The sequence below is a fragment of the Curtobacterium sp. CFBP9011 genome (assembly GCF_034045095.1).
Classification (GTDB): Bacteria; Actinomycetota; Actinomycetes; order Actinomycetales; family Microbacteriaceae; genus Curtobacterium.
In genome coordinates this window covers 361,698-373,855 of the sequence record NZ_JAXCWN010000004.1, presented here as the reverse complement: position 1 = coordinate 373,855, position 12,158 = coordinate 361,698, and the positions used below count along the sequence as shown (strand labels likewise).

Genomic DNA, 12,158 nt, shown 5'->3' with positions numbered 1-12,158 from the left:
CAGCGCCCGGCGGCGGCCAGGGCCCGGCGGCGGCCAGGGCCCGGCGGGGGCGCGCGCGCCGCGCCGGGCCTCGGCTCTGCGGACAGGACTCGGGGCCAGGAGGCCGCGATGTGTCCGCCAGGGTGAGGCTCGGCGCGCGGAGGCCGCGCGGACGACGGACGGGAGGCGCCCCACCGGCTGGTGAGGCGCCTCCCGTCAGTGGGTGGTGCGGCTACCGGTGGTGCGGCTACTCGGCGGTCCGCGCGCGACGGCGGGCGACCAGCAGGCCGGCGCCGAGCGCGAGGAGCAGGAGCGCCGCGGCGCTGCCCGACGCGAGTTCGGCGCCGGTGAACGCCAGCTGCCCGGCGCCCGCGGCGGTGATGGTGATCGGCGCCCACCCGATCAGGGCGCCGTCCGCTCCGACGACCGCGATCCGGTGCGCGCCAGCTGTGGTGTCGGCGGGGATCGTGACCTGGACCGAACCGTCGGCGGCGACGACGGGGGTGCCGAGCAGGACCGGCGCCGAGTACAGGAACACGGCGACGCGTTCACCGGCGTGCTCGCGGCCCATCGTGACCGTGATCGTCTCGCCCGCTCGTGCCGAGGCCGGTGCACTGATGCCACCGCGGTTCGCCGACGTCAGGGACGACTGGTCCGGAGCGCCGGGTGTGGTCGAACCAGGCGTGGTCGGCACCGGAGCCGGCGTGGTCGGGGCCGGGACCGGGGCGGTCGGCGTCGGGGTGGACTCGCCGCCGCCGGGGACCGGTGCCGGGGTCGCGCCACCGTCGCCGCCGGGCGCGGGGACGGTCTCCTCGGTGCACGGGAACGTCCCGGTGCGGAGCGAGAAGCCGTCGGTGTCGTTGTCGTCGGCGTAGTACGTCGCCCGCTCGCCGTCGGTGCAGACGTCCGAGATCGCGAAGCCCTCGTTCGCCAGGTCCCGCGCCGCACCGGAGGGTGCGTCGTACACGGTCGCCGCGGTGAACGCGCCGTCCTGGACGTCGAACAGCGCGCTGCGGCCGGCGCAGGCGTCGTCGCAGACCACCCAGAGCGCGTCGAGCGTCGGGTCGAACTGGACCTCGGCGACGACGGCGAACGGGGTGGCGATCGTCGCGATCTGCTTCGACGAGCCGTCGTCCATCAGGGCGTAGGCGTACACGCTCGCGGTGCCCTCGACCCCGACGAAGAAGAGCCCGTCGCCGTGCCCGGAGTACCGCGTCGGGGAGTAGGCCGCGCCGGTGCTCTCGTCGACGAAGCCCTGCGCGGTGAGCCAGGAGTCCGGCACCCAGGTGACGCCCTCGAGTCCGGCGTTCGCACCGAGCCCCGGGAAGTCGCCGGTCAGGTCCCACTCGTCGGTGGCGTTCAGGGTGCGCTCGGAGCCGTCGTCGGTGGCGAAGCGCAGGACCGCGGGACGGCTGGTCGAGGACCGGTCGTTGTCCCGCTCGGTCGACACGTAGACCGCGCCGGGGTCGTCCGCGGTGACGGTGACACCCTCGGCGTCCGGGGTGCCGGAACCGTCGGCGTAGTGCAGCGTGGTGCCGGCCGCGTTCGACGGCGTCCAACCAGCCGAGCCGTCGGAGACCATGCGGTAGAGCAGTCCGTCGCCGTTCTGCACACCCCACAGCACGCCACCGCCGACGGCCGTGCGGGACGGCTGCCAGTCGAGGCCGCTGAGGTCACCCGAGAAGGTGTCCGCGTCGTCGAGCACCCGCTCGTCGGGGCCGCCGGGCCAGGGCTCGGCGGTGACGACACCGGCGAAGGCGTTCGCGGTGCCCTTCGTCGCCGCGGACGTCTGGGCGAAGTCGCCGGTGCCGTCCGGGTTGCGGCCGTACGTCACGTCGGCGTGCTCCGTCCAGCTCGTCGAGTCGACCAGGACACCGGCCGGGGTCGAGAGGCGTGCGGAGTCCGCGCCGCCGAGCCCGAAGCCGAAGTCGGCCTCGTCGAGGACGGCGAAACCACCCGGGGCGATGGTCGTGCCGGCCGGGATCGCGTACGCGTGCGAGTCGTCGTCGTCCTGGAACACGTACCCGCCGAGGTCGACCGCCGTCGTACCGGTGTTGGTCAGCTCGACCCAGTCACCCGGAGTGCCGTCCTTCGACTCGACCTCGTTGATGCGGATCGGCGAGGAGCAGTCGTTCGCCGCACCCTTCGTCGAGCTGGTCGTGTCGACGAGCGGGCCGGTGCCGTCCGGGCAGCGGCCGTACGTCACGTCGGCGTGGGTCGTGTACGCGTACGACAGGACCGGGGCGCCCGTGGTGTCGAAGAAGCGGACCTCGTCGGGGTTGCCCAGGCCGAAGTCGAAGCCGTCCGCGGTGGCGGACTCCTCGTCGACCACGAGGTACCCGCCGGGTGCGACGACGCTGCCGGCCGGCAGGACGTACCGGGTGTGCTCGTCGCTGTCATCGAGCATCGACCACCCGCTGACGTCGGCGGCGACGGACGCGGTGTTGCGGAGCTCCACCCAGTCGGTGTCGTCGCCGTTCGACTCGACCTCGTTGATGACGATGCCGTTGGCGGCCACGGGGGCGACCGGTGCGGCGGCCGCGGGGGCACCCGGGGTGGCGGGCGGCGCCGGGGCTGCGGAGGCCGGGGTGACCGCGAGGACCCCGGCCGCGAGGGCCAGGCCGGTCGCGATCGAGGCGCCGAGACGCAGGGCGGGAGAGCGCATGGAGGTCCTTCGGTGTCGGGGAACCTGCACGACTGTTCAGCATCCACGGAACCACCCGGTGACGTCCGGGTGAACGGACGGGGTCGGCGACGGGAGCCGGCACCCGCCCGTTTCGCGCTGGGCGACAGTCCGCGGGCGGCGGCACGCGAGCCGTGTCGCTGCGCGCGAAAGCGGCCACGAGCAAAGGCCCCGCGCAGCGCTCAGTGCGCGATGAGCATCGTGCTCGCCCGCGGCGACAGGGCCGCGTCGAGCACCAGGCAGGCCGCCCCGACCGCGGCCACGTCGGTCCCCCGCCGGCTCTCGACGACGGTGACCGGGTGCTTCGGCACGAGGATCGGCGAACCGGAGATCGCCGCCGTCGCAGCCGGGAGGGCCGTGGCACTGATCCGGGACCAGAACGGTCCGCCGAACACCACCCGGTCCAGGTCGAGCAGGTTCACGATGACGACGACGGCCCGCCCCATCACCGTGCCGATCTCCGCCGCGAGGGCCTGTGCCGCCGGGTCGCCCGCCGCGATGGCTGCTCCGAGGGCGTCCCATGCCCGGTCGACCGCCGCCAGGTCCACCGCGATGCCGCCGTCGTCCGGAGCAGCCGGCTCGTCACCGGACAGGCCGTCCCCGGACGGGCCGTCCCCCGGCAGGCCGTCGCCCAGCGCGATCCCCCGCTCGAGCGCGATCCGCACCAGCCGGTCGGGCATCACCGTCGCGCCGACCTCGCCGCGCGTCCCGTCCCCGTCGGCGGTGCCGGCGAGCGACCCCTGGTCGACCATGATGTGCCCCGCGTCACCGGCGTTGGCGCCCGAGCCGCGGACGGGTTCGTGGTCGATGACGAGCCCGACGCCGAACCCGGTGCCGAAGTACACGAACGCGAAGTCCCGGGCCGCCGCACCCCGCTCGAGGAACACCTCGCCGACGGCCGCCGCGGTGACGTCCTTCTCGAGGAGCACCGGGTAGCCGGTCGCGTCGCCCAGGGCGTCGCGGAGCGGGACGTCCCGCCACCGTGGCAGGAACGGCGGGTCGAGCACGACGCCGGCGGCCGCGTCGATCGGCCCCGGCGACGCGATGCCCACGCCGAGCACGCTGTCCGGGGCGACGCCGGAGCGGCGGACCAACCCGTCGACCGCGGCGGCCATCGTCCGGACGACCTGGTCCGGGTCCTCGGCGTTCGGGGTGGAGGTGGTGGCCTCGGCGACGACCGTGCCCGCCAGGTCGAGCAGCACGTAGGTGACGACCGCGGGGTCGACGTGCACCCCGATCGCGAACCGGCTGCGCGCCTCCAGTCGGAGGATCGTGCGCGGCTTGCCGCGACCGGACACGACCGTGCCGGACTCGACGATCATGCCGGCGTCGATGAGGAACCGGGTGACGTTCGACACGGTCTGTGGGCTGAGGCCGGTCCGGCCGGCGAGCTCGACGCGGCTGAGCCCGTCGCGGGACCGGCGGACGGCGTCGAGCAGGACCGTGCGGTTGAACCCACCCAGCGACGGCAGGTTCGCCCCGCGCCGATGCTCCGCCATCTGGCGACCATACCGCCGGTGACATGCGCCGTGCGACGGTCACGGTGTGTGCACCGACTCAGCCCGCCGCTGGCTTCTCCCCGGCCTGCACCGTTAGCCTGACCGACATGACGGACCTCCGCCTCGAAGAACTCTCCGCAGCGACCGCCGCCGCGGCCAACTCGCTGACGCTGAAGCCGGGGCAGGAGCAGTTCGTCCAGCCCACCTCGTACGCGCAGGCCGAGTCGGACGTCAAGCCGAGCGCCTCCTGGCCCCGCGTCGTCCTCGACGGGGACGAGGTCGTGGGCCTCATCATCGGCAGCTTCGACGCCGAGAACGCGCAGGAAGAACTCCGCAGCTGCATCTGGCGTGTCAACGTGGCCGCGAACGCGCAGGGTCGCGGCGTCGGTCGCTTCGCCGTGCACGGCCTGGCGGAAGAGGCCCGGAAGCGCGGCTTCGAGCGCCTCACCGTCGTCTACGAACCGGGCACCGGCAGCCCCGAGGCCTTCTTCGAGGCGGTCGGCTTCACGGTCGTCGGCGAGACGCAGTACGGCGACCACTTCGCAGCCCTGACGCTGTAGTGCCGGAACCGGTCGACTTCGGGGCCGAGGTCGCCGCGGTCGTCCGGGCGATCCCGCCGGCGCACGTCATGACGTACGGCGACGTGGCCGCGGTGCTCGGGTCGCGTGCGTCCCGCGCGGTCGGCAAGGTGATGGCGCACGAGGGCGCCGACCTGCCGTGGTGGCGCGTCGTCCGAGCCGGCGGGCTGCCACCCGTGCACCACGAGGCGCGCGCGCTCGAGCAGTACCGCGTCGAGGGCACGCCGCTGCGGTGGTCGCGGGACGGTGCGTCCTGGAGGCTCGACATGCCCCGGGCGCGCTGGTCGCCGACCGTGGACGGCTAGCGCTTGCGCGTCGTCGCCGCCGCGGCGCCGGGCTGCAGGTCGAACCGTGTGCCCTTCGGGTTCGACGGCAGCAGGAACACGACGAACAGCACGAGCGACCCGATGCCCGGCAGCACGTGCAGGAACTGCCAGAACCCGGACCGGTTCGCGTCGTGCAGTCGGCGCGCACCGAGGGCGAGCCCGCCGACCAGGGTGACGACGGCCCAGAGCACGAACAGGTACGAGCCGACCGGGTTCTCGAGCAGCGGGGCGTCCGGGGTGAACGCCTGCGGCACGAGCTGCAGCACCAGGCCGATGGCGAACGACGTCAGCCACCACCACCAGAACTCGGAGCGCGAGGCCCGGCCGGTGAACACGGTGTACTTCCGCCAGAACCGTCGGACGGCCTCCGTGAAGGGTGCCCCGACGAAGGGGTCGCGCAGGGCGACACCGCCCGGCTGCACGTCGTCGGGCTGTCCGTCGCTGTGGCTCATCCCCCAAGCATCGCACCCCGGAACGCACATCGCGCCCCGTCGGGACGGGGCGCGATGTGCGGACGGGACGAGCAGGACGACTAGACCAGCGAGTCCCGCCAGGCGGCGTGCAGCTGGGCGAACCGTCCGGTGCCGGCGATGAGGTCGGCGGGCGTGCCGTCCTCCACGATCCGGCCGTACTCCATCACGAGCACCCGGTGGGCGATCGCGACGGTGGACAGCCGGTGCGCGATGATCACGGCGGTGCGGTCGGCGAGCAGGGTCTCGAGACCCTCCTGCACCAGACGCTCCGACGGGATGTCGAGGGACGCCGTGGCCTCGTCGAGGATGAGCACCTTCGGGTCGGCGAGGAACGCCCGGGCGAACGACAGCAGCTGGCGCTGCCCGGCCGACACGCGGCCACCCCGCTTGTTCACGTCGGTGTCGTACCCGTCCGGCAGCGCCATGATGAACTCGTGCGCGCCGACGGCCTTCGCCGCCGACTCGATGTCCGCGCGCGAGGCACCGGGCCGGCCGAGCTCGATGTTGTCCGCGACCGAGCCGGAGAACAGGTACGCCTCCTGCGTCACCATGACGATGGCGCGGCGCATGTCCTTCGGGTCGAGGTCCCGCAGGTCGACGCCGTCGAGCGTCACGGTGCCGGCGGTCGGGTCGTAGAACCGGGCCATCAGCTTCGCGAGCGTCGACTTGCCGGCACCCGTGGACCCGACGAGCGCGATCGTCTGACCGGACGGGATGTGCAGGTCGAACTCCGGCAGCACCACCCGGTCGGCCGTGTACGCGAACTCCACGTGGTCGAAGTCGATCCGGCCGCGGGCGTCCGGCAGCTTCGTCGGCTTCGCGGGGTCCGGCACGCTCGGCCGCTCCTCGAGGACGCCGGAGATCTTCTCCATCGCCGCCGAGGCCGACTGGTAGCTGTTGTAGAACATCGCGAGTTCCTGCGCCGGGTCGAAGAACCGCTTGGCGTACAGCGCGACCGCGAGCAGCGCGCCGATCTCCAGCGAGCCGCCGACGACCCGGAAGCCGCCGACGATGACGACGGCCGCCAGGGTGGCGTTGCCGATGAGCACCAGGCCCGGGTCGAAGATCCCGAACAGGTTGAACACCCGGGCGTTGGCCTGGCGGTTCAGCTCGACCTGCTCGCCGTACTCGGTCTCGTTGCGGGACTCCTTGCGGAAGGCCTGCACCGCGCGGATGCCGGTCATCGTCTCGACGAAGTGCACGATCACGCGGGCACTCGTGGTGCGGGTGGAGCGGAACAGCTGCTGCGAGCGCTGCTGGAACCACCGGGTCAGGAACCACAGCGGCACCAGGGCGATCGCGAGCACCAGGCCCGAGGTCGGGTCGAGGAACACCAGCGCCACCGCGGTGAACACCATGTACAGCACGCCCTGGATGAGCTGGTTCAGGCCGGAGTCGAGCAGCTCGCGGATGGAGTCCAGATCACTGGTCTGGCGCGAGATGATCCGCCCGGACGTGTACGTCTCGTGGAACTCCAGCGACAGCCGCTGCGTGTGCAGGAACACCCGCTTGCGGAGGTCGAACAGGATCGCCTGGCTGATCCGCGCCGCCAGCACCGTGTACCAGGCGGTGAGGACCGCGCCGACGATCGCGATCGTGATGTACAGCCCGACGACCAGGAACGCCGGCATCCAGTCGTCACGGTCGAGCACGGCGGGCAGGGCGTTGTCGATGCCCCACGCGATGAGGGTCGGGCCGGCGACCTGTCCACCGGTGGAGAGCACCACGACGACGGCGATGCCCCACAGCCGTGCCTTGAGCGGTGCCGCGAGCGAGCTGAGCAGCGACAGCGACCGGCCGCGGAGGCGACGGCTCTCGGCCTTCGTGAAGTCCTCGCGCTCCTCGCCGCGCGTGCCGTGCACGGTGATGGACGCGGTGACCGGGGCTGCTGCCTCGGCCGCCTGCGTGCCCGTGCCGACCTGCGCGATCGGCACCGCTCCTCCCCCCACGGCCTCGGCCGCCACGTCGCTCCGCAAGCTCCGCGACGCGTCGGTACCGGGCCGCGTGGGCCCAGGCTCCTGGTCGACGGTCACGGGCCGGTCGTGGTCGGTCTCGTTGCTCATGCCATCGCCTCCTCTCGGTCCTCGGCGTCGTCGTCGTCGAGCGACGAGATGACGAAGCGGTAGTGCTCGTTGGTGGCCATCAGCTCCGAGTGGGTGCCGACGGCGGTGACGCGTCCGTTCTCCATGAGTGCCACGCGGTCGGCGAGGGTCACGGTGGACGGACGGTGGGCGACGATGAGCGAGGTCGTCTCGGCGAGGACCCGGCGGAGCCCGGCCTCGACGCGTGCCTCGGTGTCGACGTCGAGCGCGGACAGCGGGTCGTCGAGGACGAGCACGCTCGGCCGCGCGGCGATCGCCCGGGCGAGTGCCAGACGCTGCCGCTGGCCGCCGGAGAGGGACAGCCCCTCTTCGCCGACGCGGGTGTCCACGCCGTCGGGCAGGTCGTCGACGAAGGCCGCCTGGGCGATGTCGAGCGCCTCACGCATCACCCGGTCGGCCTCGGCACCGGACAGGTCCGGCCGACCGAGCAGGACGTTGTCGCGGACGCTGGACGAGAACAGCGTGGCGTCCTCGAACGCGACGCCGACGTGCCGACGGAGTTCGGCGCGGGTGAGGTCGCGGACGTCGACGCCGTCGATCGTCACCGATCCCCCGGTCACGTCGTACAGCCGCGGGACGAGCGAGAGCAGCGTCGTCTTGCCGGAACCGGTGAGCCCGACCAGCGCCATCGTCTCACCCGGTCGGAGCTGCAGCTCGACGCCGTTCACCAGGTCGGGGAACTGTGGTGGGGAGTCCTGGTAGCGGAAGTGCGTCGCGTTGAACGACAGCGCACCACGCGGTTCGGTGATCGTCTTCGGCGATGCCGGGTCGGTGATCGTGTTCTCGGAGTCCATGACCTCGAAGAACCGGTCGACGGCGGTGCGGGTGTCGAAGGTCATCGACAGGAAGAACCCGATCGACTCGATCGGGAAGCGCAGGACCGTCGCCGTCGCGAAGAACGCGAACAGCTGGCCGACGCTCAGCTCCCCCTGGCTGGCGAGCCAGATGCCGGCGAGCAGACAGAGCGCGAACGCCACGTCCGGCACGAGCAGCAGCCAGAACCAGATCGCCGCGATCGCCTTCGCCTTCTCGATCTCGGTGCCGCGCAGCTGTTCGGCCTGCTCGGCGAACTCGTCGAGCTTGTACCGACCACGGCCGAACGCCTTGAGCACGCGGATGCCGTGCACCGACTGCTCGACGCTGGTGGCGAGGTCGCCGACCTGGTCCTGGCTGCGGCGCGCGACGATGGAGTACTTCCGCTCGAACAGGACGCTGTTCACCCAGACCGGGATCGAGGCGACCAGGAAGATCAGCCCGAGCTGCCACCCGAAGGTGAAGAGCACACCGAAGCCGATGACGATCGTGACGACGTTGACGACCAGCAGCACGATGCCGAAGGCCAACCAACGGCGGATCAGCGACAGGTCGGACACCGAGCGGGACAGCAGCTGCCCGGACTCCCAGCGGTCGTGGAACGCGACGGGCAGGTCCTGCAGCTTGGCGTACAGCGCGTTGCGCATGCTCGCCTCGATGCGGGTCGACGGTCGCATGACCATCTTCCGGCGGGAGGCGATGAAGAACGCCTCGAGGATGCCGAGCGCCAGCACGCCGAGGCCGGCGGGCCAGATGCGGCTGCCGTCACCGGACGCGAGCGGTCCGTCGACGAGTGCCTGCAGCACGTAGGGGATGACGAGCGCGACGACGGAGGCGCCGAGCGCCGCCAGCATCCCGCCGAACAGCCGCCATCGGTACGGCTTGACGTAGGGCCAGATGCGCGCGATGGCGCGGGCGGTGGATGGGCGCGCCGGTGTCGGCGCCGGTTCCCGGTGGGGTACCTGGGACATGCGTGTGCGTCCTCGTGCTTCGTACGGGCACCGGTGCGGTCAGGTTGCGGCTGACCGGACGGGAGGCCCGGGGTGCGTTGCGTGGTCTGGTCGGCCCGGTGCCCGCTCGGGGTCCGCCGCGGGGGACGCGGAGACCCTCGGGTTGCGTCGACGCCGCTGGTGCGGCGTCGCCCGTGGGGCGGGTGGGGCCGGTCGTGCGCCTAGGCGGACGGCGGTGTCGGGACGCCGGGAGCGGCCGTGCCGGTGGACGTCGATCGTGTCCGGGCAGCCGTTGCGGTGGTGCCGGTCGTCGTGTCCATCGTCACTCCAGTCTCGTCGTCGTCACCGTCGTGCCCGCGGTGCTGCCGACCTGAGAAGTCGTCAGCGATGAGGTCGCGGAGCCTTGCAGACTATCGGCACGGACTCCCAGGACGCAACCAGGAACACGTGCAGGTTCGGTGCCGGTCGCCACCGGGTCGGACGGGACTCAGTGGAAGAAGTGGCGCTCGCCCGTGAAGTACATCGTCACACCGGCCGCCGTCGCCGCCTGGATGACCTCGTCGTCGCGGACACTGCCACCGGGCTGTGCGACCGCACGGACACCCGCGTCGAGCAGCACCTGCAGGCCGTCGGCGAACGGGAAGAACGCATCCGACGCCGCGACCGAACCGGCAGCGCGGTCCCCGGCCCGGTTCACGGCGAGGTGGCACGAGTCGACCCGGTTGACCTGCCCCATGCCGACCCCGACGCTCGCGCCCTGGTTCGCCAGCAGGATCGCGTTCGACTTCACCGCACGGCTGGCCTTCCACGCGAACGCCAGGTCCGCCAGGGTCTGCTCGTCGGCGGGCTCGCCGGAGACCAGCGTCCAGCTCGACTGGTCGAACGTGGTGAAGCGGTCGGCGTCCTGCACCAGGAACCCGCCGGAGATCTGCTTGACCTCCTGCTCGGCCAGGGCGAAGTCGCTCGGCAGCGTCAGCAGGCGGATGTTCTTCTTGCGGGACAGGACCTCGAGCGCCTCCGGGTCGAAGGCGGGGGCGACGACGACCTCGGTGAAGATGTCGGCGACCGTCTCGGCCATGCCGCGGGTGACCGTGCGGTTCGCCGCGATGACCCCGCCGAACGCGGAGAGCGGGTCGCACGCGTGGGCGGCGGCGTGCGCCGAGGCGATCGGGTCGCCGGCGTCGGCAGCCGCGACCGCGATGCCGCAGGGGTTGGCGTGCTTGATGATCGCGACGGCCGGCTCGGTGAAGTCGTACGCGGCACGGACGGCGGCGTCGGCGTCGACGTAGTTGTTGTACGACATCTCCTTGCCGTGCAGCTGCGTCGCCTGGGCGATCCCGGTGCCGTCCGTGCTCGTGTAGAGCGCGGCGGACTGGTGGGCGTTCTCGCCGTAGCGGAGCGTCGTGGCGTGGTCGGCGGAGAACGAGAGGTGCGTCGGGAACGCGCTGGGGGCCTCCTGGCCGGCGCCTGCGGACGGAGCGGACGAGTCGGACGGGGCCGTCGCGCCGACGACCTCGGACGCGAAGTAGCTGGCCACCGCGGTGTCGTACGCGGCGGTGTGGCCGAAGGCCTGCGCGGCGAGACGCTTGCGGAGCTCGAGCGTCGTGCCGCCCGCGCGGACGGCCTCGACGACCTCGGCGTAGGACGACGGCGACACCACGATCGCGACGTTCGGGTGGTTCTTCGCCGACGCACGGACCATCGCCGGGCCGCCGATGTCGACGTTCTCGACCACGGTCGCGGTGTCCGCGCCCGACGCGACCGTCTCGACGAACGGGTACAGGTTCACCACGACGAGCTCGAACGGGGCGATGCCGAGGTCGGCGAGCTGCTGCTCGTGCGACGCGAGCCGCAGGTCGGCGAGGAGGCCCGCGTGCACGGCCGGGTGCAGGGTCTTCACGCGCCCGTCGAGCGACTCCGGGAAGCCAGTGACGCTCGCGACGTCCGTGACGGCGTACCCGGCGTCGCGGATGGTCTGCGCGGTGGAACCCGTCGAGACGAGTTCGACACCACTGTCGGCGAGGGCGCCGGCGAGCTCGAGCAGCCCCGACTTGTCGCTCACCGAGACGAGGGCTCGGCGCACGGGCACGACGTCCCGGTCGCGGTACAGGCTGGGGTCGGCGGCGTGCACGCTCATGCGGGGGTGGTGCCCTTCAGGTCGATGTGTCCGTTGGCGATGTCGAGGACGGTCTGGATGAGCAGCCGGCGTTCGACGGGCTTGATGCGGTCGTGCAGGGTCGACTCGGTGTCGCCGGGCAGGACCGGGATCCGCTCCTGCGCCAGGATCGGACCGCTGTCGACGCCGTCGTCGACCGCGATGACGCTCGCGCCGGTCTCGGTGACGCCGGCGGCCAGGGCGTCCCGGACGCCGTGCGCTCCGGGGAACTCCGGCAGGTACGCGGGGTGGGTGTTGATCACCGACGGGCCGAACTCGGCGACGACGGCGGGCGGCAACAGGCGCATCAGCCCGGAGAGGACCAGGAGGTCCGGCGTCCACGGGCGGATCTGCTCGGCGAGCGCCGCACCCCACTCGGCGCGGGTGGCGTACCGGGTGAAGGGGACCGTGAAGGTCGGGATCGAGTACTCCTCGCCGAGCTGCAGGCCCTCGGCGTCGCGGTCCGCCCCGATCGCGACGACGCGGGCGGGGTACTCGGCATCGCGGGTCGCCTCGAGCAGGGCTCGGAGGTTCGACCCGGTACCGGAGATCAGGACGACCAGTTCGAGCACGGGGACAAGCCTAGCGGGGCGGGGTGCT

At 72.5% G+C, this 12,158-nt stretch carries 9 protein-coding genes; 2 read left to right on the top strand and 7 right to left on the bottom strand.

Annotated features, from left to right (window positions below):
• Positions 1–226: 226 nt before the first annotated feature.
• Both SOM35_RS11430 and SOM35_RS11425 read right to left on the bottom strand, forming a co-directional pair.
• A complete protein-coding gene (locus SOM35_RS11430; protein WP_320515463.1) occupies positions 227–2,644 on the bottom strand; it encodes a lamin tail domain-containing protein in 2,418 nt (805 codons plus the stop codon).
• Between the two features lie 200 nt (positions 2,645–2,844).
• Positions 2,845–4,161: an ROK family transcriptional regulator gene (locus tag SOM35_RS11425; RefSeq protein WP_320515462.1), complete on the bottom strand. Its 1,317-nt coding sequence runs from the start codon at positions 4,159–4,161 to the stop codon at positions 2,845–2,847.
• Between the two features lie 107 nt (positions 4,162–4,268).
• Here SOM35_RS11425 and SOM35_RS11420 point away from each other — a divergent pair, with 107 nt between their 5' ends.
• Positions 4,269–4,721: a GNAT family N-acetyltransferase gene (locus SOM35_RS11420; protein ID WP_320515461.1), complete on the top strand. Its 453-nt coding sequence runs from the start codon at positions 4,269–4,271 to the stop codon at positions 4,719–4,721.
• The gene (locus SOM35_RS11415) at positions 4,721–5,044 is read left to right on the top strand and encodes an MGMT family protein (RefSeq protein ID WP_221850173.1); all 324 of its coding nucleotides are present in this window, start codon (positions 4,721–4,723) and stop codon (positions 5,042–5,044) included. Before SOM35_RS11420 ends, SOM35_RS11415 begins: the two co-directional genes overlap by 1 nt.
• Here SOM35_RS11415 and SOM35_RS11410 read toward each other — a convergent pair.
• From SOM35_RS11410 to purN, 5 genes are all read right to left on the bottom strand, one after another.
• A complete protein-coding gene (locus SOM35_RS11410) occupies positions 5,041–5,517 on the bottom strand; it encodes a DUF805 domain-containing protein (protein ID WP_320515460.1) in 477 nt (158 codons plus the stop codon). The genes SOM35_RS11415 and SOM35_RS11410 overlap by 4 nt on opposite strands.
• Before the next feature lie 80 nt (positions 5,518–5,597).
• Positions 5,598–7,406, bottom strand: a complete 1,809-nt coding sequence (locus tag SOM35_RS11405) for an ABC transporter ATP-binding protein (RefSeq protein ID WP_111074187.1) — start codon at positions 7,404–7,406, stop codon at positions 5,598–5,600.
• A gap of 191 nt (positions 7,407–7,597) precedes the next feature.
• Entirely contained in the window at positions 7,598–9,424 is a 1,827-nt protein-coding gene (locus SOM35_RS11400; protein WP_290156137.1) for an ABC transporter ATP-binding protein, read from the bottom strand.
• A gap of 466 nt (positions 9,425–9,890) precedes the next feature.
• Complete coding sequence (gene purH / locus SOM35_RS11395) at positions 9,891–11,540, bottom strand: bifunctional phosphoribosylaminoimidazolecarboxamide formyltransferase/IMP cyclohydrolase (protein ID WP_320515459.1); 1,650 nt, start codon at positions 11,538–11,540, stop codon at positions 9,891–9,893.
• Positions 11,537–12,130: a phosphoribosylglycinamide formyltransferase gene (gene purN / locus SOM35_RS11390; RefSeq protein WP_166780317.1), complete on the bottom strand. Its 594-nt coding sequence runs from the start codon at positions 12,128–12,130 to the stop codon at positions 11,537–11,539. The genes purH and purN overlap by 4 nt, the downstream gene beginning before the upstream one ends.
• Between the last annotated feature and the right edge of the window lie 28 nt (positions 12,131–12,158).

Excerpts from the sequence above, each read along its gene's own strand:
- SOM35_RS11420 (WP_320515461.1), top strand. The coding sequence starts at position 4,269 with ATGACGGACCTCCGCCTCGAAGAACTCTCCGCAGCGACCGCCGCCGCG.
- SOM35_RS11410 (WP_320515460.1), bottom strand. The coding sequence starts at position 5,517 with ATGAGCCACAGCGACGGACAGCCCGACGACGTGCAGCCGGGCGGTGTC.
- SOM35_RS11400 (WP_290156137.1), bottom strand. The coding sequence starts at position 9,424 with ATGTCCCAGGTACCCCACCGGGAACCGGCGCCGACACCGGCGCGCCCA.
- SOM35_RS11430 (WP_320515463.1), bottom strand. The coding sequence starts at position 2,644 with ATGCGCTCTCCCGCCCTGCGTCTCGGCGCCTCGATCGCGACCGGCCTG.
- purH (WP_320515459.1), bottom strand. The coding sequence starts at position 11,540 with ATGAGCGTGCACGCCGCCGACCCCAGCCTGTACCGCGACCGGGACGTC.
- SOM35_RS11425 (WP_320515462.1), bottom strand. The coding sequence starts at position 4,161 with ATGGCGGAGCATCGGCGCGGGGCGAACCTGCCGTCGCTGGGTGGGTTC.